The organism is Hungatella sp. SB206 (genome assembly GCF_051132295.1).
Classification (GTDB): Bacteria; Bacillota; Clostridia; order Lachnospirales; family Lachnospiraceae; genus Hungatella; species Hungatella effluvii.
Genome location: NZ_CP096603.1, coordinates 4,232,493 through 4,257,572, shown reverse-complemented (window position 1 = coordinate 4,257,572; position 25,080 = coordinate 4,232,493). Strand labels below are relative to the sequence as shown.

The 25,080-nt window shown below is 45.6% G+C and carries 20 protein-coding genes and 4 tRNA genes; 18 read left to right on the top strand and 6 right to left on the bottom strand.

Annotation, left to right across the window (positions count from 1 at the left end; genetic code table 11):
- Positions 1–3 precede the first annotated feature (3 nt).
- Positions 4–1,944: a sialate O-acetylesterase gene (locus M1L66_RS18750; RefSeq protein WP_434687602.1), complete on the top strand. Its 1,941-nt coding sequence runs from the start codon at positions 4–6 to the stop codon at positions 1,942–1,944.
- Positions 1,945–2,149: 205 nt separating this feature from the next.
- On the opposite strand, the gene M1L66_RS18745 is transcribed toward M1L66_RS18750, so the two are convergent.
- Entirely contained in the window at positions 2,150–3,469 is a 1,320-nt protein-coding gene (locus M1L66_RS18745) for a Rep family protein (RefSeq protein WP_373268534.1), read from the bottom strand.
- 497 nt (positions 3,470–3,966) lie between these two features.
- Positions 3,967–4,176, bottom strand: a complete 210-nt coding sequence (locus tag M1L66_RS18740; RefSeq protein ID WP_081034142.1) for a helix-turn-helix domain-containing protein — start codon at positions 4,174–4,176, stop codon at positions 3,967–3,969.
- 120 nt (positions 4,177–4,296) lie between these two features.
- Between M1L66_RS18740 and M1L66_RS18735 the strand changes: the two genes are divergently transcribed.
- Positions 4,297–4,701, top strand: coding sequence for a hypothetical protein (locus tag M1L66_RS18735; protein ID WP_434687599.1), 405 nt, complete (start codon positions 4,297–4,299; stop codon positions 4,699–4,701).
- A gap of 34 nt (positions 4,702–4,735) precedes the next feature.
- On the opposite strand, the gene M1L66_RS18730 is transcribed toward M1L66_RS18735, so the two are convergent.
- Together M1L66_RS18730 and mobV are read right to left on the bottom strand one after the other, a co-directional pair.
- A complete protein-coding gene (locus tag M1L66_RS18730) occupies positions 4,736–5,128 on the bottom strand; it encodes a hypothetical protein (protein WP_373268407.1) in 393 nt (130 codons plus the stop codon).
- Between the two features lie 18 nt (positions 5,129–5,146).
- Positions 5,147–6,106 (bottom strand): MobV family relaxase, encoded by a 960-nt coding sequence (mobV, locus tag M1L66_RS18725; protein ID WP_434687597.1) that lies wholly within the window; start codon positions 6,104–6,106, stop codon positions 5,147–5,149.
- A 446-nt stretch (positions 6,107–6,552) separates the two neighbouring features.
- On the opposite strand from mobV, the gene M1L66_RS18720 reads away from it, so the two are divergent.
- Positions 6,553–7,830 carry a tyrosine-type recombinase/integrase gene (locus M1L66_RS18720; protein ID WP_434687595.1) on the top strand — a complete coding sequence of 426 codons (1,278 nt, stop codon included), beginning with the start codon at positions 6,553–6,555 and terminating at the stop codon, positions 7,828–7,830.
- A gap of 129 nt (positions 7,831–7,959) precedes the next feature.
- Here M1L66_RS18720 and M1L66_RS18715 read toward each other — a convergent pair.
- A tRNA-Leu gene (locus M1L66_RS18715) sits at positions 7,960–8,043 on the bottom strand.
- Positions 8,044–8,201: 158 nt separating this feature from the next.
- Between M1L66_RS18715 and M1L66_RS18710 the strand changes: the two genes are divergently transcribed.
- The 14 genes from M1L66_RS18710 to M1L66_RS18645 all read left to right on the top strand — a co-directional run bounded on the left by M1L66_RS18710 (position 8,202) and on the right by M1L66_RS18645 (position 22,397).
- Positions 8,202–8,285: transfer RNA gene (locus M1L66_RS18710), tRNA-Leu, on the top strand.
- Between the two features lie 400 nt (positions 8,286–8,685).
- Positions 8,686–9,990: a sensor histidine kinase gene (locus M1L66_RS18705; RefSeq protein ID WP_434687593.1), complete on the top strand. Its 1,305-nt coding sequence runs from the start codon at positions 8,686–8,688 to the stop codon at positions 9,988–9,990.
- Entirely contained in the window at positions 9,965–10,768 is an 804-nt protein-coding gene (locus M1L66_RS18700; RefSeq protein ID WP_187019398.1) for a response regulator, read from the top strand. The genes M1L66_RS18705 and M1L66_RS18700 overlap by 26 nt, the downstream gene beginning before the upstream one ends.
- 150 nt (positions 10,769–10,918) lie before the next feature.
- On the top strand, positions 10,919–12,592 hold the full coding sequence (locus M1L66_RS18695; RefSeq protein WP_187019400.1) for a sensor domain-containing diguanylate cyclase: 1,674 nt from the start codon (positions 10,919–10,921) through the stop codon (positions 12,590–12,592).
- A 14-nt stretch (positions 12,593–12,606) separates the two neighbouring features.
- Positions 12,607–12,984 (top strand): response regulator, encoded by a 378-nt coding sequence (locus tag M1L66_RS18690; protein WP_187019401.1) that lies wholly within the window; start codon positions 12,607–12,609, stop codon positions 12,982–12,984.
- A gap of 218 nt (positions 12,985–13,202) precedes the next feature.
- The gene (locus tag M1L66_RS18685) at positions 13,203–14,975 is read left to right on the top strand and encodes a diguanylate cyclase (RefSeq protein WP_434687590.1); all 1,773 of its coding nucleotides are present in this window, start codon (positions 13,203–13,205) and stop codon (positions 14,973–14,975) included.
- Positions 14,976–15,006: 31 nt separating this feature from the next.
- A complete protein-coding gene (locus M1L66_RS18680; RefSeq protein WP_434687588.1) occupies positions 15,007–16,509 on the top strand; it encodes an ABC transporter substrate-binding protein in 1,503 nt (500 codons plus the stop codon).
- A 58-nt stretch (positions 16,510–16,567) separates the two neighbouring features.
- A tRNA-Leu gene (locus M1L66_RS18675) sits at positions 16,568–16,651 on the top strand.
- Between the two features lie 86 nt (positions 16,652–16,737).
- Complete coding sequence (locus M1L66_RS18670) at positions 16,738–18,231, top strand: histidine kinase (RefSeq protein WP_434694280.1); 1,494 nt, start codon at positions 16,738–16,740, stop codon at positions 18,229–18,231.
- A gap of 73 nt (positions 18,232–18,304) precedes the next feature.
- The gene (locus tag M1L66_RS18665; protein ID WP_434687586.1) at positions 18,305–19,084 is read left to right on the top strand and encodes a response regulator transcription factor; all 780 of its coding nucleotides are present in this window, start codon (positions 18,305–18,307) and stop codon (positions 19,082–19,084) included.
- Positions 19,085–19,372: 288 nt separating this feature from the next.
- Entirely contained in the window at positions 19,373–20,386 is a 1,014-nt protein-coding gene (locus M1L66_RS18660) for a TRAP transporter substrate-binding protein (protein ID WP_434687584.1), read from the top strand.
- Between the two features lie 2 nt (positions 20,387–20,388).
- Positions 20,389–20,892, top strand: a complete 504-nt coding sequence (locus M1L66_RS18655; RefSeq protein WP_025532038.1) for a TRAP transporter small permease — start codon at positions 20,389–20,391, stop codon at positions 20,890–20,892.
- A complete protein-coding gene (locus M1L66_RS18650; RefSeq protein WP_187019412.1) occupies positions 20,889–22,196 on the top strand; it encodes a TRAP transporter large permease in 1,308 nt (435 codons plus the stop codon). The genes M1L66_RS18655 and M1L66_RS18650 overlap by 4 nt, the downstream gene beginning before the upstream one ends.
- Positions 22,197–22,313: 117 nt before the next feature.
- Positions 22,314–22,397, top strand: a tRNA-Leu gene (locus M1L66_RS18645).
- 105 nt (positions 22,398–22,502) lie between these two features.
- On the opposite strand, the gene M1L66_RS18640 is transcribed toward M1L66_RS18645, so the two are convergent.
- Complete coding sequence (locus M1L66_RS18640) at positions 22,503–24,161, bottom strand: sensor domain-containing diguanylate cyclase (protein ID WP_187019414.1); 1,659 nt, start codon at positions 24,159–24,161, stop codon at positions 22,503–22,505.
- Between the two features lie 174 nt (positions 24,162–24,335).
- On the opposite strand from M1L66_RS18640, the gene M1L66_RS18635 reads away from it, so the two are divergent.
- Positions 24,336–25,079 (top strand): ABC transporter ATP-binding protein, encoded by a 744-nt coding sequence (locus M1L66_RS18635; protein ID WP_055653012.1) that lies wholly within the window; start codon positions 24,336–24,338, stop codon positions 25,077–25,079.
- Position 25,080 lies beyond the last annotated feature (1 nt).

Below are 25,080 nucleotides of genomic sequence, written 5' to 3'. Positions count from 1 at the left end.
GATATGGAACAGAATGTCCGGCTTTCTGTGACACCGCTCATCTCGGACCATGCGGTGCTCCAGCGGGATGAAGTGATTCCGGTGCACGGTAGGGGAAGAGTCGGAGCCAGGGTGCGGGCAGAGCTGACGCCTGAGTGGGTAAAGGCAGACGGCGTGATTCAGCCGAAATCCGGCTGGGGAGTGGTGAACCCGGCTGGAACGTGGCTGGTGGAGCTGCCTCCGTTTGCAGCAGGAGGACCATACTGCTTGCGGGTTGAATCCGAAAGAGAAGAACGGGAGGTTCATGATCTTTATTTCGGAGATATCTGGGTCATGGCGGGGCAGTCCAATATGCAGCTACCCATGGAACGGGTCAAATACCGGTATCCTGAAGAATATAAAAAGGGCGCATCACCCATGATCCGTCAGTTTACGGTTCCGATTCAGTGGAAATTTGACTCTGACTCTGACTCGCTGTCCGGCGGGGAGTGGAAGATGGCCGCGGCGGAACATACTCCGGTATTTTCTGCCGTTGGCTTTTTCTTTGCGCAGAAGCTGTATGAGCGTTACCGTATCCCGGTCGGCCTGATCTTAACCGCGGTAGGGGGAACCCCTGTACAAGCGTGGATGAGTCGGGAGGCGCTCTGCGATTTTCCCGATGAACGGAAGGAACTGGATGCCTGCAGCGATCCCGGGTATGTGGAACGGATACGGAAAGAAGATGAAACACGCATTGCCGCATGGTGGAGGCTGCTGGATGAGAGAGATCAGGGGATTGCGGAGAACTGGGCCGCGGGAGGAGGCAGGCGCTTCTGGAAGAAAATCGGCCTTGCGGACCGCTGGGATGACCGGGAGGACTTAAAAGGCGCCGGAACCGTCTGGCTTCGGAACTGTGTGGAGATTCCCCCCGGTTTAGCGGGTCAGCCGGTCCGAATATCGCTGGGAACAATCACCGATGCGGACTGCCTCTTTATAAATGGGGAAAAGACAGGAAGTACCTCCTACCGATATCCGCCGAGAGAGTATGAGACGACGGCTCTCAGGCCGGGGCGCAACCAGTTTGTGCTGCGTGTCGCGGCCGTCCATGGACAGGGGGGCTTTACGCGAGGCAAGGGCCATCGGCTTATTTGGGAGAACGGAGAGGAGCGGGACATCACCGATGGCTGGGAATACCGGCGAGGGGCGGTGATGGAGCCGTTGAGAGAACAGACTTTTTTTGAACGGAAGCCGGCGGGGATGTACCAGGGGATGATTGCCCCACTGCACCGTGTCCCGGTGAAGGGAATCTGCTGGTATCAGGGCGAGATGAATGCGGATGAGTATGAACGTTACCCCGGATATTTCAAAAGGCTTGTCGAGGACTGGAGGCTGAAATGGAACAGAGCCGGTTTACCGGTACTCTTCGTACAGCTTCCCTGTTATGATCTGGAGGATGGGAAAAACTGGGTAAAGTTCCGGCACATGCAGCGGAAACTGACTTCGGTTCCCGGTACGGCCATGGTGGTATCGATGGACTGCGGAGAGGAAAATGACCTGCATCCGGTGAGTAAGAAACCCGTGGGAGAGCGCCTGGCCATGGCGGCATTTCAAATGGCATATGGAGAAGACGGAGTATGGCTGAGCCCGTTGTTTTCTCACGGTGAAAGGACAGCGGAGGGAATGATTCTGCATTTCGATCACTCGGAAGGCGGTCTGGAGACGCTTGACGGAACTGTGCCTGGCGGATTTGAGTACTGTATTTATGGAGAAGAAGGGAAAGAAGACGGAAGGAAGGTAAGAATGATTCCGGCAGGGGCACGAATCGAAGGAAACACGGTAGTGGTTCCGTGGCCAATGCGGGACAGGCTTCCGGATGCGCTCGTATATTCCTGGTCCAACAACCCGTCAGGAGCCAATCTGTGCAATTCAGTAAAGCTGCCAGCCTCCCCTTTCCTCTGCCAGATAGAGACAGAGAAGAACCATTAGCCCATAGAAGCACAAAAAAAGATGAACCGGTTTTTAACCAGTTCATCTTTTCGTGCGGGAGATGGGACTTGAACCCATCTCTAAGCAGTAAAACACTAGAGAAATGGAGGGTTCCGAGGATAATGTTATCATTTGTTCCCAAATTTGTTCCCAGAATAATAAACAAAAAAGCCGTTTCCGGCTTTGAATTTCTTACATTCTATGTTTATAACTGATTAAGTGGAACAGCTTTGTGTTCTGGGTGTGCCTCAAGATATTTCCATGGGTCATGTTTTACCTGTTCTATAATATCTTTAGGGATTGTAGGATATACGGTTTCAAACGGAATCGGCTCGCCTATAATTCCTTCCGGCTTTTCCACTTTGATTTTTTGTTTTAACCTAGACTTGTCTACACCTAGTGAGTGGGCAAGTTTTTCTTTTTGTTCCTCGGCTGTTTCTGAATGTACATCAAATCTACTGTGTGTATCATTTTCCATAATATGCTCTTTTCCGAAACTATGTGTTTCTTCATCATACCTCTTGCATAGAATTTCATCTCCTGTCATATGTATAACTGTTTTAATTCTCCTAAAAAACTGATGTGGGTCTTCATTAGGTCTCTTTGCAGACATTTCCTTCCAAAAATCTTCCGCTGAATCCGTAGTAGTAATGAATAGTAATTTACATTCTGTAAAGTGTTTATCATGAAACCTACTTGAACCAGGTCTATCTTGAAAATTATCCAAAACGCCTTGCCAATCCTGAAACTCAAATGTGTTACCTCTTACATCGTCTAAAGCGAATGAGTCTTGACCTTTGTATGTTGCAAGAGGGTCTCTTTCAGAGGCAGAACGCTTAAAACTAAAACCTCGCTCTTTTGCTATAGTCTCTGCAAACGAACTTTTTCCTGTGCCACCTTTGCCATATATATAAATAACTTCCATATTCCTTGTGTTCTGTTTCTCTAAAATTATGCTCCTATATTCTAAAGCATTTTTTATATGACTTCGGTATTTATCATATTCCATGGCAGTTACAAATTCATCAATGTTAAATTCACGAACCGTACCATTTGCTATCAACTCAACAATTTCGCCTATTCGTTCGTCAGCAGCTTTTTTTGCATCTTTTTTGGCTTGCATATCTCGTATAGCTTGTAAACGCTCAGAATAATTGAAATTAGCAACTACTTCACTTTCAGCATATTGATGTTTTTCCGAAAAATTTTCATGAATAAGGTATTGTAGCATAGGTTCATACCTTCCACTTTTACTTGTTTGTATACACATCGTAGGCAATCCAAACCATGAAGCGATATCCGTAAGACGTCTACCTCTCGTCAACCTTAGTTCAATATGCCAATGTGGTTCTTTAGGCGTGCCATCTTCTTTTATATCTTTATCATGTAGTATATATGCCCATTCTTTTATATGGCCTGCCGTTGTATGCTCCGCTATTATGGAGAGCATTTTTTCTTTTGGCAAGAATGGAATTTGTGTCTGTACCTCACATAGGGTTGGTGTTGTGACTGTTTTCTCTGACATGCAAATCACCTCCAGTTTCAATAGCTTGCATTAAAACCATTCTGCAATATTGGGCTGTAGTCATACCATATGACTTTGCCTGCTGTCTGATTTTGTCCCTAAACTGTGAGGAAATATTAAAGTTCAATCTAATATAGTCACTCATTATATTTTTTACCTCCAAAAATTTTATAGAACATATTTATGTTCCATCAACAATATGTGAGACTCGTTTGCTATTGAGTTAACTTTGAGTATCTTTATTTATTAAATATTTTCATTAATATTATAAGTATATCTTATTTTTGAAATGCTTGCTTTTACATGAGTTAAAATGTGTAGTCTGTGTAATCTGGATTTTGGCGGTGGGACAAGCTCTCCACCGCCTGTATAATGATAAAAGTATTTGTTTTATTACCTTTCTTATTGTTGAGAAAAAATTGTGGTGTTGTGTACTGCATATTCTAAAGAGTAACGAAAAAGCTGTAAACAAAAAAAGAGGCTTATAATAGCCTGCTTTAATCTTTTACAAATTCAATTAAATCTCCTAAGTTGCAATCAAAATATTCACACAATTTACATACTAAATTTGCATCGATTCTTTGAAACTCGTCACGACAATATCTATTAAAATTTGAACGTGGTATATCCAGTTCTTTACATATTGTATTTTTACTGATTTCACGTTCTTCTAAAAGTTCATTGATTCTCATATGCAAATGTGCCATATCCTCACCACCCTTTATTGATTACATTATATCCAGTAAATATCTATCTAGTAATTCACTATATAGTGAGGTATAATACAGTGAGGTACTTATTAAAAAGTTTATAAATGGAGGAAATTGATGGAAACTTATGACTATCAGCATGAAATAGGCTTTATCAATGAAATGGAAGCAAAAATTGAAATTTTATCGGAGGGTGAAGCAAAAGAGGTATCTGAATTTATTGATATGCTCAAAAAAAAGACTGTACAGGAACAAACTACACATTCTTTAGAATGGATTAAAGTCGCAATATTACCAATATTGCAGGAATATGCAAAAAAAACATGCTCCCTTCTCATTATAGAGGAAGCCCATGATTCTGTTATAATAGCCACACTTAAAAATGATATTGGATATGATATTGCAGAAAATAGCAGACTTATAAAATTGCTGTTTAATTTGGCAAACCATGTAGGAATTGAATCCGAAGATAGCAAAACCTGTATTTCACTGGTCTTTGATGGTGCTAATCTTGTAATGTAATAACAATTTGGGCACTCTGAAAGGGTGCCCATACTTACAATTCTATATCTGCTTCACTTGAATCTATACATTGTGTCTCAAAATGTTCCCGTACCCGTTCAAATTCTTCTGAATCATATGCTAATACTTCTTTCTTGATATATTCATCAAATGATATAGCTGTATCTCTTTGAGCCTGTTCAAAAAGCTTCAGACGCATATAAGCATAATACAAAGCCTGTAAGACCTCTTTAACATTAGCCCTATACTGTTCCCAGTCTTCTAAATCCATAACAGCTATAGGCTTTTTCCTATGCCATGGCCGCTTAATTGTTAAAGAGGGTATAATAATATCTTCTGTGTCTATCCAGTCAAGATATATCTGTTCTCGTTCGTCCATTAAGACTTGTTCAATAATTATTTGCAAATCATCATCATTTATTGTCATTGATATAATCTCCTTTATTTACCTGCCACGTTCCCGGTTCACTGTAATAATCTGATTTGGTGGTTTCCCTCCCATGGCTATTTTAATTGATTGATTAATCCGCCCAAGAACATGCGGACTTTTTTGTAAAATCTTTGCTAATTCATCAACTGTTTGATTTTCCAAACTGCCCAACGTTAATATTGCCTCCTGTTTCTGTTCAATCTGTTTTTTTAATAATTTGGCCTTATATATGGACTGTTCTTCATGTTTTCTGTCCGTACCACGATTGCCACGTTCTAAACCATATTTACTTGCCACTTGCTCATGAAATAAATCCTGCATCTGTCTGTATGACTGTCTTCCTCCACGCTCTGCCCAGAATTGACTTCTGTTAATGCTTGACGGCTCATCAACATATTCATAAAGTGTTTTGCCATCTGAACCTTTTGCCCTAATAGCATGGCCTCTTTCATTCCGAATACAGCGGCCTTGTTCGTCCTTTAAGTATACGTCCTTGCGTTTCCTTTTACCGCAAATAACTGGAATATAATCAACATGGAGATGTGGTGTCTCTTCGTCGAAATGAAGCGTTGCAGAAAGCAGATTTTCTTTTCCTATGTACTCTTTTACGAATTTCAGTGAATCATTAAAATACTGACAAATTTCTTTTGGAATATCTGTTTTGTCCCATTCCCTGGCAACAATTTTATCCCATCCTAACTGCTTAAAAAAATCTGGTGAGGCAGTTATAACAATCTGTTCCATGGCAATTTGATTTTTCTTTCCTGTATAATTTAATCCATAATGTTCTATATGCGTTTTCCAGAGCCGATATAAGGTCTTTCTATCTTTATTACCTAAAGTAATATTAAGATGGCTTCTGGCCTCGTCTATGCTCGTATTCTTATGGTTATATTTAAGTCTGTATTCTTCACGTCCAATGCTATTTATGCTTCCGCTAGTATATCTAGCCACTCTAATTATTTGGTTACTCATATCCAGCCCTCCTCATTACCATCGTCTTATTAAAGAGACAGCTTTTATTCTTACATAAGTATTATGTAAGATGGCTGTCCCTTTAACTCACTAAAGGGACAATGTCCCTAACGTTCGTCCTCCGGAGGGTAGCCATGCTTATTCATAACTCCTAGTGGGATATTCCGTCCCTATAAAATAAATTAATTATTTTAGTTCCATTTTCCAATTTTCACTACATTATATCCACGAGACGGAGAGGCACCACGGCGATGCTCCTCCTCCGTCCGCGGCCGCATTTATAGCATCACACCACTATAAAAAGTAATCAAAAAGAAATTTTACTCAACCGACCAGAAATGACAAGACTGTTTTTCACTTTGTTTCTATGTTATAATTAAAGTGACTTAAATAACAGCCAATCATTAGAGGTTGGGTAACATTGATTGGCAGGAGAAATGGAAATAATGTTAGATAAGTCAGAAATGGACATTGGCAATTTAATAAATGGAGTAAATGATAACATTATCCGTAAGATAAAAGATACAATTATGGATAATAGAACAAAAGCATTAAAAAAGCATAATAGAAAAATCAGTACTTTGAAAGATGGACGGTATGCAACATATGTTGATGACATGACTAAAAAAGAGGGCCGACACAAACTGATAGCTCCCACCTACGAAGATTTGCTTGACAAACTTGCAGCATGGTATTTTAAAGAAGAAGCGATTATACCAGTTAAAGCCATTCAAAAAGTCTTAACATTGAAAAATCTTTATTCTAAATGGAGCAGGGAAAAGCAACTAGATGGTAGAAGCTCGAATCCAACTCGTCTATGGTACGATTGGAAAAAATACTGCCTGGAAGAAGAATTATCCCATGATTTAATTGAGAAACCGCTAGGAAGTATTACAAGCTTAGAACTTAAAGAATGGGTAAATGCTTTAAATGATAAATATAATTTTAATGTACACCAATATTATAACGCTACCTCACCAGTACGGCAGATTTTAGAATATGCCACTGAACAAGGTTATATTAAAGCTAATCCATATAGCAAAAATCTTATTAGCAAAAAGAAGTTCATACAAGAAGAAAAAGAAGAACCAGAAACACAGGTATTCTTTGTTGATGAAATAGAGGAACTTTGGAATTTGGCACATGATGGAACAGCAACAGGCATTGCAATATGCTTTATGCTAAAAACCGGATTAAGACGGGCAGAACTACTAGGATTAAAATATTCCGACTTATCAAAGAGCGGAACTTATTTAAGTATAAACCGTCAGTATGTTTTTGATTTTGAGTTTGATAAAAACGGTAAACCGACAAAAAAGATTCCACATCTGGTAGAGAGAACTAAAACAAAAGCAGGAAAAAGGAAAATTTATCTGGTTCATAATGCCAGGGAATTATTGAATGAATTGCACGAATATAATAAGCTACATAACCTTACAGGTGAATTTATTTTTCAGTCTGAATTTTATGAGGATTTCCATATGGGATACGAAGCGGTAGAAAAGAAGCTGTACCGTATATGTGATAAAATGCAGACAATTCCTAAAAGTCAACACAAGCTTCGTAAAACATTTGTTTCAAAATTACTGGACGATGGAATCAATATTGATGAGGTCAGACGTATCGCCGGACATGAGAATGAGAAAACTACACTTAGGAATTATTGTTACAACAGATATAATAAAACACAGACGGAAGATATGCTTGAAAAGGCTTTAGCCTAACAAGTTGTTCCCAAAAGTGTTCCCAGAATTCTGTTTTTTGGGAACAAAATGGATTTGTTCCCAAAGACTAAAACAAAAAAGAAAGTCCGAAAAGCCTTATTATATAAGGTTTTCGGACTATCCAGTCAATGCGGGAGATGGGACTTGAACCCACACGAGCATTCACCCACAAGATCCTTAGTCTTGCCTGTCTGCCAATTCCAGCACTCCCGCGCAACGAAGATTATGATACCATTTTTAAGAAGAATTGTCAACATTTTTTAAAAAATATATACAAAAAAATATTTTCTAAAATATGTAAAAATATGATTGACAGGAAGTCCCTTTTATAATATAATAACTACTGTTGCTGCGAGAGATTGCAGAGACATGCAGAAGTGGCGGAATTGGCAGACGCGCACGGTTCAGGTCCGTGTGGTAGCAATACCGTGAGGGTTCAAGTCCCTTCTTCTGCATTACAGTTAGCAAGGCGAAGAGAGGCATCTCTTCGCCTTTTCCGTATTCTTTTGTCATAGGCGAGAACAGCCGCTCTTCTTGATTCTGTCTTTGTGCGCTACATACATGGCGTCATCGGGCTGTATATTGTAAGTGTCATAGAACTCCTGGAAATTTACGGTTACCCGGTTTATTTATCCTGCAGTCACCGAAAATCGGAGTTGTTGAGTTTGAAAATCCATGGTACTATAAGTATAGCAGTTTTGTTGAAAAAGTAAAGGGGATGCGCATCTGGGCCGGCTGGTGTGTCAGCGCTTTGGTACAATATCCTGAAACAAATAAATAGTTCCGTGACAGCTCACGATGTGGAGCGTTACGGTTAGAGAGGAAATGTAAACGTTTTTTCGTTTGAATATACCTATGATGATTACGAATCTCCAAATCAATGCGCTGGCTGCCGTAGTGATACTGCTGATCTTGGCAAATAACCGGAACAGTCCCGTCTGCCCTCCGGAAAATAGATCCTTTCGGCTGCTGCTGATACATCTGTTGATTTTGCTGGCGCTGGATTCAGCCATGTGGTCGGTGAACCTCCAGCAATTTCCAGGAGCACGTATGCTCAATCTTATCGTCAACTATGTTTATTATGCAGAACAGAGCATACTGGGCTACCTATGGGGGATGTACAGCCATCGGCTGACCCGCCTCGAACTGACACCGCAAGGCCGCTGGTTACACCGGCTCCCTCTTGTGACTGGACTTGCCATACTGTGTGCCAATCCGATGACGCAGAGCGTATTTGTGATTAGTGCGGATAATGTTTATTCCAGAGGATGGGGAATTTGGGGAAGTATCTATGCGGTCTGTGCATTTTTTTACCTGATTGAGGCCATGCTTTTAGCTGTCTTCCGGCTTAGCCATCTATCCGATGAGGAACGGAAGGATGGCTGGAACCTGTTGGTCGGCTCTGCATTGCCGGTGTTAGGTGCAGTTCTTCAGATGCTCTGGTACGGTGTGACTGCTATCTGGAGCTTTGGTGCATTGAGCGTGCTTATTCTTTATCTTAACGTACAGTCTCGTCATGCAGCAAAGGCGGAAAAGGAGCTGGAACAAAGCCGCATATCCGTGATGCTCTCTCAAATACAACCGCATTTTTTGTACAATGCACTTTTAGGAATCAAGGAGCTGTGCGATACGGAACCAGGGAAGGCTTCTGATGCATTAGAGCACTTTTCATATTTTTTAAGAGGCAATCTGGATTCGCTGACCATTACGAGGCTGATTCCATTTACCAAGGAGCTGGAGCACATAGAGGATTATCTGTATCTGGAAAAAATGCGCTATGAGGAACGGATTAAGATTGAGTGGAAAATTGAATATAAAGACTTTATGCTGCCTCCGCTGACGCTGCAGCCGATTATAGAGAATGCAGTGCGTCACGGCATCACTAAAAAGAACGAGGGCGGCAAGCTGACGATCCGTACGGAACAGAATGAGGACAGCATCCTTATCACTGTACGTGATGATGGAGCAGGGTTTGATATCAATGAGCCGAAAAATGACGGCAAGACGCACATTGGTATTGAAAATGTCAGGAAACGGCTGGAGATGATGTGCGGTGGTGCTCTGATCGTCAAAAGCGAAAAAGAAGTTGGCACAGAGGTAACAATAATCCTGCCGCAAAGGAGGGGGGATCCGGGTGAAAATTATAGCGGTGGACGATGAGCGTCTGGCTCTTGATAACTTTGTAAAGCTGTTAAAAAAGGTTGAGTCAGAGGCTGAGATTATCAGCTTTATAAAGCCCGCCGATGCGATGAAATACCTGTCGCAGAACCGGGTGGATATTGCATTTCTGGATATTGAAATGGGAGAACTGAACGGAATCGCTTTGGCGAAAAAATGTAAGGACCTCTGTCCCGTGGTCAACATAATCTTTGTGACAGGATATTCCCGGTATATGTCGGATGCTTTTCGGCTTCATGTTAGCGGATACCTGTTGAAGCCTGTGCGGGAAAGGGATCTGCGCGCGGAAATCGACAACCTTCGGTTTCCCGTATCCCATGTACCGACGAAGCGGGTTCGTGTGCAGACCTTTGGGCATTTTGAAGTGTTTGTGGACGGCAGACCCCTTAATCTTCCCCGTGCCAAAAGCAAGGAATGCCTTGCCTATCTGATTGACCGCAAGGGTGCGCGTCTTACGGTGGCAGAGATTGCTTCCGTCCTATGGGAAGATAAAGTAAATGACATTAATACGCAGAATAATGCGCATCAGGTCATTTTTACATTGATGAAAGCACTTAAAGATGCAGGGATAGAAGATATTGTTATTAAGAGCCGAAGGGAAATCGCCATTGATGTTTCTAAGGTGGACTGCGATTATTATGCGGCGATCAGCGGGGATATGACGCAGATGAATGCCTTTTCAGGGGAATACATGACTAATTACAGCTGGGCAGAATTTACGCTGGGAGAACTTATCAGTAAAACGAATCATGAGAAATAAATATTTTAAAAATCCGGTAAGCAGCGGTGGCTGTCTTACCGGATTTTTTTTGTACCAGAATCGGTTTTGTAAGAACTGTGTAAGGAAGGAGTCTTATAATAGAATTATATTGAACGGAAAAGTTTAATCTGCTGGATAAGGAGAATCGAGATGAAATCAATTCAAACAAAGTTTATTGCTTTGATTTTAGGGTGTGTACTTCTTTCTTCCGCGGTCATTGGCGGTGTGGGTATTTTTACTGCTAAGACCGTTGTGGACGAAGATTCGGCACGGATTATGAATCTGCTATGCTCAGAAAAAGCGCAGGAGATTAATGCCCTCTTATCGCGTATTGAACAGTCGGTGAATACGCTGGCCGTATATGCGGTAGGGGAACTGGACAGTGTGGAGAGTCTTCGGACAGATGATGCATATATTGACGCTTATACACAGAAAATCCAGTCTGTCGCGATCAACGCAGCTAACAACACGGAGGGAGCGCTGGCGGTTTACCTGCGCTTTAATCCGGATTTCGGGAAACCGACTTCCGGGCTTTTCTGGAGTAAGACAGCCCAGAACGGTAACTTTCAGGAGTTTGTGCCAACAGATTTTTCCCGCTACAGCCCGGAGGATGTGGAGCATGTCGGCTGGTACTATCTGCCGGTAAAAAACGGGAAAGCCATTTGGATGGAGCCTTATCAAAACCAGAATATCAATGTGGAGATGATTTCCTATGTGGTACCGCTGTATGTGGACAATGTAACGGTAGGCGTAGTCGGGATGGACATCAACTATGACGTCATACGCGAGATTGTAGGAAGTATCCGGGTCTATTCCAGCGGTTACGCTTTTTTAACGGACAAACAGGCAAATATTATGTACCATCCGGAATTTCCCATAGGTACCTCCATCTCGAGCATGGGAAGCAGCCTGCGTTCTGTGGCGGATGAACTTCTGAATATGGGCGGAGGCAGTTACCTCTTTTCTTACACCATGCGGGATGAAGCCAGGAAACTGGCATTTTGCAGTCTGCAAAACGGTATGAGACTGGGAATAACGGCGCCCACAGCAGAAATTGATGCGGCAAAAAACAGGATGATTCTGCAATGCGTTATCGTGTTGACGGTTTTCCTTGCGTTGTCGCTACTGCTGACGGTGCTTATGACGCGCCGGATAATCCGTCCCTTAAAGGAGCTTAACGAGGCGGCCAAAAAAATTGCCGAGGGGGATCTTTCGATTGCTCTGACCCATCAAACCAAGGATGAAGTGGGGATGCTCGCAGACAGTTTCCAACAGACCGTCAATCATTTGCAGAAGTACATTAATTATATTAATGGTCTTGCTTACCGGGATGGACTGACCGGAGTAAAAAACAAGACTGCTTATCAGGAAACCGTCATCAGACTGGAGGAGCAGACCCGGATTGGCAGACCGCAGTTTGCCGTTGTGGTGTTTGACATCAACGGCTTGAAGGAAATCAATGACACAAACGGCCATGATTTTGGTGATATGCTGATTATTGACGCCTGTAAGATTATCTGCAAGGTATTTAAGCACAGTCCAGTCTACCGCATTGGAGGTGACGAATTTGTAGTGATTTTAGAAGATGCAGACTACCAGCACTACAATGAGCTGCTGGTACGGTTTCAGGGGGCGCTGGAGGAGTTTAACCAGTACGCGCGGCCTGACGGACAGATTTCCGTTGCCAGGGGAATTGCGCTTTATGAGGAAGAAACTGATTTGACCTTTAGCGATGTTTTCAAGCGGGCGGACGAATCCATGTATCAGAATAAAGCGATTATGAAACGACAGAAAGCAGAAGTAAAAGTGACAGATAGAGTATAGGAGGCAAACGTATCATGGTCATTGCAGCAGTTGATCCCAATAAAAAGGATTTAGCAAAACTGGTCAGATTTTTAAGAATGGTTTTTCCCGGATGCGAGGTCGTGATGTTCTCTGACCCTGCATTTGCTGAGCAATACATAAAAGATAATCCCATTGATGTGCTCTTCACGGAGATTCCCATGCTTGGGCTGACGGGACTAAGACTGCAGATAAAATGTGAAGCCGTTCAGCCTGGCGTGCTGACCGTGTTTACCACCGCTACAGACACTTATGTGGGTGAGGCGCTTAAGTCCCGTGCACAGGGATATATTATAAAGCCAGTGACAAGAGAAGCGATTCGGGAGTCATTGAATGATACGAAATACAGTTCCAGGCAGCTGGGAGGCATTTAATATAAGAGGTGTGATTATGGCTGTATGATCAAATAGAATACGGAATACCGAGGCTGTGCTATGAATCTAAGAAAACAATTATTTACATCGTTTCTCATGCTGGCAATGCTGCCGCTGGCCGCGGTGGGCATATATATATATTTGCCACAAATCTTGTACTGGCCTTTGATCTCCATGAACAAAATCTGCGCGATTCCACGCAGATTCAGGCAGAGCTGGTGGAAGAAAATATCAACCGGCTTATGGTGCGAGCCAGAAAGTTTGTGTTATCCCAGGAGGTAAAACGCGTCTGTGAGAATAACTCGCGCCGGGGGGAAGGCACCATCAGTGAATTATCAGATGATATTCTGAACTTTACGGATGAAACGCTGGACAATGTGGCTATTTTTGCTCTTTTAGACCTGGAGGGAGAGATTATCTACTCTTCCGGTTCTGTCAGCGACAGCCGCGTGCTAAAGGCCAATCTGCCAACGCTGTCACAGTTGGAGCAACAGCTTGTAAGCGAAATCCCGTTTACAGACCCAGGCAACAGCATTGTGATTTACACGCCGGTACAGGAAAACAAAACAGCCGTGGGAACATTAGTCATCGTGTGCCGGACGGATTATATTTTAAAACTCATCAGCAGCCACCGCCAGTTGGAATCCTCCAACGCCCTGATTTACTGCAGAGAACATCATCAGATCATTACCTCAAAACAGGACGTGTCTGGCTCTCTGTCGGAATTGGACCTGAAAGTGGGAGAAGAAAGTCGGGGGTCCCTGCTTTGCAAAATGAATGACCAGTACAATCTGGTCTATTACCAGAGTCTTTCAAAGACACCCTGGGTCCTGGTAAGTACCGTAGATACAGCACAGATTTTCTCCCAGGTAAAGAACTATGGAATGATTAACATAGCAGCGCTGCTGGCGGTATTCTTCATAATTATAATCCTGTCCAGAAATCAGAGCAGAAAAATGCTGTATCCGCTGGATCAACTGCTCGGGGCTGTAGAAGAATTTTTTCTGAATGGAGCGACAAAATTCCCCGAGGCGGATATAGACCCTAAAACTGAAATTGGGTACCTGGCCGAAAAATTCTCTAATCTGTCAGATGAGATGACACTGGTTCAGGATAAAATCAGGGAGAGCAACTACCTTTATGCTGCGCTGCTCATGGCAACCTATGAATTTCGCATTGTTATTGATTTTCAGGCGGACACTGTAGAATGCTCTTCCGGGAGACTGTCGGCACGGATTGATGATATGCAGGGCCGGACGGCGTCAGAACGGGTGCTGGCACTGTTTTCAGAAGAAGGGCAGGATATATCGCCGGATACTGTCCTGTATCGTATTGTATGCGGAAAGCTGACGGAACCCATGGAGACGGAAACCCGCTTCAGCATAAAAGAAAATGAAATAAGAAAATGGTACCGAGTAGTAGCGGTCCCTGTCATTCAGGGAACTGACGTCTGGAGGGCAGCACTTCACTTTGAGGATATTACGGATAAGAAGCTGGAGGAATTACGGCTGATTCAATCCTCGCAGACAGACCCGCTCTGCGGGCTTTACAATAAGACGGCATTTCCGCTGCACTGCAAGCTGTCAAGAGAGGGACGGCAGGATGCTGTGTTTTTTATCGATCTTGATAAATTTAAGCAGGTCAATGATACTCTGGGACATGCGGCAGGTGATGAGGCCTTAATATCTACGGCACAAGCCATTCGCGTGCAGTTCCGTGAGTGCGATGTGGTTGGCCGTTTCGGGGGGGATGAATTCGTCGTATTTGCACCGTGCATCGGAAGAGAGATGGCAGAGCAAAAGGCAGAGCGGTTGGTGCAGACGGTCTCTTTTCTGCTGGATGCGCCGCACGGCGGTCAGATCCATCTGACAGCCAGTGTCGGAGTTTATATGGTAACGCCGCCCGGAACACTGGATGATGCTGTGGGGCGCGCTGATGAAGCCATGTACCGTGCGAAAGAAAAGGGCCGCTCCCAGTACTGCATCATGTAATATAATAGAAAAGCGAGAGGATAAGAATGGTATGAAAAAACGAATCAGCAAATTACTGTATCTTTTGATGCCGGCGGTTTTCCTGTTGGGAGGCTGCGGCACACAAAAAGAGGATATGGTTCCCATTAAGGTGGGAATCACCGATGACATCGTATCTTTGGATGTGGCCGGTACCAAAGATATTTTATCTGAGACTGTGGGGCGCTGCGTATTCTCCACCCTTTATACTTTTGATGAAAAGCTCAATCTGTCACCCTGTCTGGCCGAAAATGCCGAACAGGTCTCAAAGCTGGAGTGGATCTTTAAGCTTCGGGACGATGTGAAATTTCATGATGGGACGCCGCTCACTGCTTCTGACGTAGTTTTCAGCATACACCGCGCCATGAACATCGAGAAAGCGGAGCAGTCTCTGCTGGTTATTGCGGATATCGAGGCGCTTAATGATAAGACAGTCAAGGTAACCACTACAGACCAAATGAACAACCTGCCGACACTTTTTGTGCGTACCAGTACCTCCGTTATGTCCGAAAAAGCCATGTCAAATCCTGACTACGACGTGAATAAGCCTGTAGGCTCCGGACCTTTCAAGGTGATAGAGCGCACAGAGAGGAAAGAGATCCGGCTGGAGCGGTTTGACGATTATTTTGGAGGTGCAGCCAAAAGCAGATATTTAAGCTTTGTGGTGGAACCATCCGAACCAAACAGTACGGCCATGCTTCTCAATGGAAAGCTGGATGTCCTATACAGGGTAGCGGCCAATGACGGCGATTATCTGGATTTAAATGAGTCTGTGAATCTTTATCAGACAGACTCTACAAAGACAGAACTGCTGATTCTGAATCCCAGGGTGGCGCCCATAAACGATATCCGTGTCCGCCAGGCCATTGCCTGTGCGATTGACAAACACAGTATTATCGATAACGTGCTTTCCGGCTTTGGCAAAGCGCAGAGCAGTATCATTCCTGCACCGATACTGGGCTTTGCTGACTTCAAGGAATACTCCTATAACCCGGATAAAGCCAGAGAATTGCTGGCACAGGCGGGATACCCGGATGGATTTGATTTTACCGTACTTACCTTTGATTCTCAGAGAAAAAAGCTGATGGAGTATCTGAAGATGGACTTTGCTGAGGTGAACATCAACTTGAATTATGAATTTTTAGAGCTGCAGGAATACCTTGATATTGTGGGCAAGGGAACTCAGATGGGCAGTATCATGAGTTGGACGAGCAACCCCGATCCGGACAGTACGCTGACACAGCTTTATTCCAAAGCAGGTCATCCTACCGTGAACCAGAGCGGATTCACCGATCCCAGAGTGGAAGAGCTGCTGGAGCAGGGGCGTATGGAGATCAATACAGAAGCCCGGGAGGCGATCTATCAGGAAGCAAATCAGATCATTGCAGGCAGCTACTATGCAGTCCCGCTTTACCAGCCGGCAGTTTTGGTTGCGGCGCGCGCTGACATCGCAGGTGTCTGTGTAAATCCACAGGGTATTTTTTGTTATGAAAAACTTTATCGGAAGAATCAATAATAAAAATTGCAAAACATATTGACATTTTGTCCATTTATTGGTATTATAATATGGCTGTGCGGGAGTGCTGGAATTGGCAGACAGGCAAGACTAAGGATCTTGTGGGTGAATGCTCGTGTGGGTTCAAGTCCCATCTCCCGCATGATAAGAGCGAAGGCTCAGGTGAGGATTTTGTGAAAGGTGAAAGCCTTTTATGAAATCCTTTTTTCGATTTACCGATACAGCGGTATGCTGCAGGGAAAGGACAGTTTGATGGACAGGGTAAAGGGAAATGGATCATTTGGAGATAAGATACGCAGGACGTGGCTCTCGCTTCCCCTGCGCAAAAAGGTGGGCGCAATTACGGTGCTCGCCGCATTTGCGGTGTCATTTTCGATCCTGATGAACCTTGTGACCGCAGGCTTTGGCATGAACGGGTTTAGGAAGATCCTGGAGGACAATTCCCGCAGCGCTTCCTTTCAGGCGGCGATGGAGACGGAGAGCCGGACGTTTAAGACCATGATCCGGGACCGTTCAGAGGATAACAGAGCCGCTTACGACGAGGCGTGCGGTGCTGCGAGAAAGGCCCTGGAGGCTCTGCCGTACGATTACGGCGAGATCGGGCGGGAACGTTTCGCAAAGACGTGGTCCGTGAAAAACAGCTACGATACGTATGAGAAGAGGAAGGCCGAGCTGCTATCGATGTCTGAGGATGACCCTGAGTACGTTCAGAAGCTGTATGAGATCTATCAGATGCAGAACTACATTAAGAGCTATGCCGGAAGCCTTCAGGAGATGAATGTGGCCGCGGGAATCCGGAGATATGAAAAGCAGATTCCGCTGTTTCTCCTGATTCCGGTGCTGACGATTCTCTGGGGATCGCTTGCTTTGGCGGCCGTCCTATGGCTGAATCGGTCGGTTGGCAGGCACATTGTCAGGCCGGTGCAGGCGCTGGCGGAGGATTCCAGACGGATCGCGGAAAATGATTACAGCGGCCCTCCCGTTTCAACGGAATGTGAAGATGAGATTGCGGATCTCGTCCGGGCGTTCTGCCGGATGAAATGTTCCACACAGGGATATATTGAGACGCTGAAAGAGAAGCACGAGGTCGAGACGCAGCTGGAGGCGGTCCGGCTTCAGATGTTAAAGAACCAGATCAATCCCCATTTTCTGTTCAATACGTTAAATACCATTGCCGGAGCTGCGGAGATGGAGGAGGCGGAGACGACAGAGAAGATGATACAGGCCATGAGCAGGCTGTTCCGCTACAATTTAAAATCTACGGCGTCCGTGATGCCCTTTGAGCGGGAAAAGAAGGTGGTGGAGGATTACATTTACCTTCAGAAGATGCGGTTTGGCAGCAGGATCCGGTATACCTCGGACTGCAGCCAGGATACCATGGAGGTTATGATTCCGGTATTTGCCTTACAGCCGTTGGTGGAGAATGCCATTGTCCACGGCCTTGCGGTAAAGCCGGAAGGCGGACGGCTCCATATCCGGTCATGGATAAGGGGAAAACGAATCTTTATTTCCGTATCCGACACCGGAGCCGGGATTGCGCCGGAGCGGCTTGCAGAAATCCGGAAAGAGCTGAGAAACGGTGAGAGCCAGAAACTGGGAATCGGAGTCAGCAATATCAGCCGGCGGATTAAGACCATGTATCCCGACGGAGAAATGCTGATCGACAGCAGAGAAGGGCGGGGGACTGTCGTGCGCATGGCGTTTACTGTGGCTGAGATGTAGGGGATTATGGTATGGGGGGACAGAGATACAGAAACAGAGGGCAGAAAACAAAGGGGAAAGCGGGGAAAGAACCATGTACCGGGTATTGATTGCAGATGATGAAGAAATAGAGAGGCTGTCCTTCAGCAGGAAGCTCAAAAAGTATTTTGGAGAGAGCTGTGAGGTCTTTCATGCAGAAAACGGCATGCAGGCGATCCTGGCTGTGGATAAGAACGATACGCCTATTGTGATCATGGATATTGGAATGCCGGGGATGAACGGCGTGGAGGCGGCGGAGTGGATCAGAAAGAGCCACCCGGACTGCGTTATTATCTTTTTAACAGCGTATGACGATTTTTCCTATGCGAAGCGGGCGGTTTCCCTCCATGCGCTGGAATATCTCTTAAAGCCGTGTGATGACGAGGAGCTCATCCCGGTGATGGAGGAGGCTATGCGCCAGGTGGATCTATGCGGGGAAGGCATCCGCGGTACCGATGCCGGAACCGACCGGGACGCGGAGGACGACCCCGGTCAGGAACCAGAGAACGGGTACTCCAGAGTAGCTGCCGCCATCCGTGCCTATGTCAGGGAGAACTACAGCCGCGATATTTCCATGCAGGACGCGGCACGCGCCATGAACTATTCAGAGGTATATTTCTGCCGCCTGTTTAAGCAGTGTTTCGATCAGAATTTTACCGCGTATCTGACCCATTTAAGGGTGAAGGAGGCGAAAAAACTGCTGGAGGACCCACGGGCCAATATTAAGGATGTGAGCAGAAGCGTGGGTTACAGCGATTCGAAATATTTCTCAAAAATCTTTAAGCGGATCACAGGTCAGCTGCCGTCGGAATATCGTGACGGTCTTCCGTCATAGAAATAAAACACGCCCTAATGCTGGAAAATTGGGTAATATTACCCTCCTTAATGTCAATATTTTACTGTACACATTTAATCTCCATGGCTTTATAATGTTACTGTTAAGAAAATGTCAAGATCTTAACGATTTCGTAACGCAAAAGCAGCTATGGAGATTTTTTTGCTGTTTTTGCTGCCGGAGAGTATTCCGGCCGTTTCGAAGTATATACATACCTTGGAACGGGGATAAATAGTATGTGAACTATGTAATGTATGAGAAGGAAAGGAATGGAGAGCATTGAAAAAAATGATTAAAAAAGCAGCCGCTGTTTTAATGGCCGCGGCCATGGCGGTATCCTTGACCGGCTGTGGTTCCATCACTTCAGGAAAACGGATTATCCGTATTTCCCACGCACAGTCAGAGACCCATCCGGAGCATCTGGGACTACTGGCCTTTAAGGAATACGTGGAGGAACGGCTGGGGGATAAGTATGAGGTACAGATATTCCCGAATGAGATTCTTGGTTCCGCCCAGAAGGCGATCGAGCTGACACAGACGGGAGCCATCGATTTTGTTGTGGCAGGAACCGCCAACTTAGAGACGTTTGCAGATGTCTACGAAATTTTCAGCATGCCGTATCTTTTTGATTCGGAAGATGTATATAAAACTGTCATGGAAGACTCCGACTACATGGAACAGGTTTACGAGTCCACCGACGAGGCCGGATTCCGCGTGGTTACCTGGTATAATGCTGGTACGAGAAACTTCTATGCAAAAACGCCGATTCGTACTCCTGAAGACTTAAAGGGAAAGAAAATCAGAGTACAGCAGAGCCCGGCCAGCGTTTCCATGGTCAATTCCTTTGGAGCCGCGGCGGCGCCCATGGGCTTCGGCGAGGTTTATACCGCGATTCAGCAGGGCGTGATTGACGGCGCAGAGAACAACGAGCTGGCCCTGACGAATAACAAACACGGTGAGGTTGCAAAATACTACAGCTACAACAAGCATCAGATGGTACCGGACATGCTGGTTGCCAACTTAAAGTTTTTAGAGGGACTGAACCCGGAAGAGTATCAGATCTTTAAGGACGCGGCAGCGCTTTCAACGGAAGTGGAGATGAAGGAATGGGATAAGAGCATCGAGGAGGCGAAGAAGATCGCCACAGAAGACATGGGCGTGGAATTCATCGATGTCGATGTGGATGCCTTTAAGGAAAAAGTACTTCCGCTCCATGAGAAGATGCTGAACGACAATCCGAAAATCCGCGATTTTTACAAGCATATTCAAACCGTTAATGAACAGGCGAAAGGGGAAGAGTAAGAATGGAAGCATTGCATAAAATCAGAGAAGTCCTGATGAAGATTCTGGGACTGTTCATTATTTTCCTGTTTGCCATGATGACGATCATCGGCACATACCAGATTGTTACGAGATACTTTTTTAACCGGCCAAGCACCGTGTCGGAGGAGCTTCTGACGTATTCCTTCACCTGGATGGCTCTGCTCGCCTCCGCTTATGTATTTGGAAAACGGGACCATATGAGAATGGGCTTCCTGGCCGATAAAATAACGGGAACTCCCAGAAAAGTACTGGAGACAGCCATCGATTTTCTGACCTTTGCGTTTGCGGCGGTCGTCATGGTTTACGGAGGAATCTCCATCACGAAGCTGACCATGATCCAGACGACGGCCTCCCTTCAGGTTCCCATGGGATACATCTACATGATTGTGCCGGTGACGGGAATTCTGATTATGTTTTTTAGCTTTACCAATGCCATGGACATGCTGCATGGCGATTTCAGTGAGAAGGGAGAGGCGAGAGTATGAATATAGCGGTTGCATGCGGACTGATTATCCTGGTCCTCTTAGTGATTATGCTGCTGGCCGGCGTACCGATCGCGGTGGCTCTGGCGGTTTCCTCTATCTGTGCGATTTTGCCGGTTCTCAATACGGGAGCGGCGGTACTTACGGGAGCACAGCGTATCTTTTCAGGAATCTCAGTGTTCAGCCTTCTCGCCATTCCGTTCTTTATCCTGGCGGGAAATATCATGAACAAAGGCGGAATCGCGATCCGTCTCATTAATTTTGCAAAACTGTTTACCGGAAGAATTCCGGGAGCACTGGCTCATACCAATGCGGTTGCCAACATGCTGTTCGGAGCTATTTCCGGTTCCGGTACCGCGGCGGCCTCAGCCATGGGTTCCATCATCGGACCGATCGAGGAGGAAGAGGGATACGACCGTGATTTCTCGGCGGCGGCCAATATTGCGACGGCGCCAACCGGCCTGCTCATTCCTCCCAGCAACGTTATGATTACCTTCTCCTTAGTCAGCGGCGGAACCTCCGTTGCAGCGCTTTTCATGGCGGGCTATATCCCCGGCATCCTCTGGGGCCTTGCCTGTATGGCCGTTATTTTCTATTTTGCGAAAAAACGCGGATACCGCAGCACCAGACGGTATTCCATGAGCGAGAAAGTGAAAGTATTTTTCCAGGCGATTCCCTGTCTGCTCATGATCATCATCGTAATCGGCGGTATTATCTCCGGTATTTTTACGGCGACAGAGGGAAGTGTGGTTGCGGTGGTATACAGCCTGATCCTGTCCCTGTTCTTCTATAAGTCCATTAAGATTTCAGAGCTGCCGAAGATATTCTTAGACAGTGCGGAGATGACGGGTATCATTATCTTCTTAATCGGAGTCTCCAGCATCATGAGCTGGGTTATGGCATTTACCGGGATTCCGACGGCTGTTTCAGAGGCCATGTTAAGCATCAGCAATAACCGTTACGTTATTCTCTTTATCATCAATATCCTTCTGCTGATTATCGGTACATTCATGGATATGACTCCGGCCTGTCTGATTTTCACGCCGATCTTCCTTCCGATCTGTCAGAAGCTGGGAATGAATACCGTACATTTCGGCATCATGATGATCTTTAACTTATGTATCGGAACCATCACGCCTCCGGTCGGTACGACCCTGTTCGTAGGTGTAAAGGTAGGTAAGACGAAGATTGAAAATGTCATTAAACCGCTTCTTCTTTACTTTGCGGCCATTTTCATCGTCCTTCTGCTGGTCAGCTACGTGCCGATTCTGTCGCTGTGGCTGCCGGGATTACTGGGTTACGTATAACAAAATTGAATTATTTTTAAAAAATTGAAAAAAGTACTTGATTATTTTGGATAAATATAGTAATATAATTGTATGAATTGGACAACCAATTCGTACAATTATATGCTGTATAGCAATGCAGAAGTGGCGGAATTGGCAGACGCGCACGGTTCAGGTCCGTGTGGTAGCAATACTGTGAGGGTTCAAGTCCCTTCTTCTGCACGAAAGATGCACAGAACAAAAGCGGCGGTATCGTAAATGATACCGCCGCTTTTGTTCTGTGAGCCTTCAGGCCGCTGATAAAATATCATAACAGTCTGTCTTGCATCAATCCATATCCTCCGACATGCTCATACCCGGTTCGTACACGGCGTACTGGTTGCGACCGTGCAGCTTAGCATGGTACAGGGCGATATCGGCCTTCTCATAGAGTGCTTCAAAGGTAGTCCCATCCTCGGGGAAGGCCGCGGTGCCGATGCTGCCGGATATATGTGCTTCCGGCTCCAGGGCGCTGCCGATCAGGCTGCAGAGATTCTCCAGGCGGGCATATAAGTCCATGGAGTAGGAGACGTCCTTCAACAGTATGATGAATTCGTCTCCGCCCAGGCGTCCGAAGACATCATCACGGCGGAGCGCTGATTTTAAGCGCGCGGCCGCGGTGCGGAGGGCCTTGTCTCCAAACTGGTGGCCGTACCGGTCATTGATCTGTTTAAAACGGTCGATATCCAGCATGATCAGAATGTGGTGGTCCTGGCTGTTCTTCAGAATATGGCGGATAGCGCGGACCGAGGTGCCGCGGTTTAACAGGCCCGTTAAGGAATCCTGCTTCGACATTTCCTGGAGTGTAAGGGCTTCTTTCTTCTCTTCGTCGATGTCCTTAATCAGGATAAATGCTTTGATGGTATCGGTGTACGGATCGGGAACGATCTGAATCAGCCCCAGGCACCAGTAAGCGGTGCCGTCGGGACGGAGTCTTCTGTGTTCCGTCTGAAGGGAGCGGTTGCCGTGGTAGTAGTGGTAGAGCAGCTGGTTGCGGTTAAACACCTTTAAGTAGTTTTCGCGGTCCTCTTCATATATGAAGTGTTCCGCGATGTAATTGATGATGTCCGAGAAGGTGTTCCGGGCGTATTCCGGAAGGGTGGAGGTGAGCTCGCCCAGGATTTCCTCAAACAGATCGTATTTAAGATTGTATTCGTAATAGCCGATACAGTCTTTTTTTTGTTCGTTCATGTACTCCATCCATTTTTGGTAGGCAAGTTCTTTTTCATACTGCCCGGTAATATCCTGATAGGAGATAATACTTCTTAACGGTTCCCGGTTCTGTCCGTATATGAGTGAGTAGCAGGCGGAAAACCAGTGGTATTCCCCGCTTTTCATTTTCATGCGGATGATCGATTTCCCTTCGGGGACTCCACTTTCCATAGAATTGTAAAAGTCCAGAAATTCCTGGACGCTCTCTCGGTGGATAATACCGTTCTCGATGATAAAATCAGGGGTTGGCGGGAATGAAATGGGACCGGGAAATGAAAATGCTGAATCGGGTGGCTGACAGAGAGTTTTCGACGGAATGTCGTAAATGCTGATGTTGCATCCGGAGTGCCGGCTGGCGAGGCGGTACTGCTCCTCACGGATGAGTAATTCTTCCTGACGTTTCTTTCTGTCACTGATGTCGATGATGATACCGTAGAGAACCTCTTCTCCGCCTCCGGGGACGTAGTTTATGCGGATGAGGTACCAGCAGGAGTCTCCTCCCTCTGCCGGACTTCGGAATTCCAGTTCAAAACGCGCAGGTGAATTCCCTAAGTGTCCCAGGATTTCTTTCTCCAGTTCCGGATAATCCTGTGGTTCCACGATTTCTTCCAGACGTTTTCCGGCTCCGTTCAGCTGTTTCAGTTCATGGTTCGCATAGAGGACCGGAAAGCCGCTTTCGGCCTTCAGTTTTACAATGCCGCAGGGCATATTGTCGAGTATCATATCGGATTTCATATACATTTCTCCCTTAAGTGTGTTTTCTTATGAATGGTAAAACGGATATTGTTATAAGTGTATGAAGAGGAGGCGGGAAAAAGAACCGATATGAAAAAAAATATAGTAAAGATTGGAAAAATGGTGTATACTAGCATGTGCGGGTGTTTGAGTAAGAGATACAGGAGGAGACATATGCTTACATTAGAAAACCTATCTTTTGGCGTACAGGATGAGAAGAGCCAGAAAGAGATTATCAGGAATTTAAACCTGACTATAGAGAGCAATAAATTTGTCGTCGTCACAGGTCCCAACGGGGGCGGGAAATCGACTCTGGCGAAGCTGATTGCGGGAATTGAGAAGCCGACCGGAGGACGGATTTTACTGGATGGGGCAGATATTACAGAGAAGAACATTACGGAGCGCGCTCAGAGCGGAATCAGCTATGCATTCCAGCAGCCGGTCCGTTTTAAAGGGATTGAAGTATTCGATCTTCTGCGCCTTGCATCGGGAAAAGAGCTTAACATTACGGATGCATGTCAGTATTTATCCGAAGTGGGCTTATGTGCCAAGGATTATATCAAGCGTGAGGTGAATGACAGTTTATCGGGCGGCGAACTAAAGCGGATCGAGATCGCTACCGTACTGGCGCGCGGAACGAAGCTGTCTATTTTCGATGAACCGGAGGCCGGAATCGATTTATGGAGCTTCCAGAACCTGATCGCAGTATTCGAGCGCATGCGTCAAAACATCAAAAATGGATCGATTTTAATCATCTCTCATCAGGAGAGGATTCTGGATATCGCAGACGAGATCGTGGTGATTGCAAACGGTCAGATCAGCATGCAGGGCCCGAAGGATGACATCCTTCCTCATCTTCTGGGGACAGCTTCCGCAGTGGATGCCTGTACGAAGTTTTACAACAAGGAGGAGGCATGAC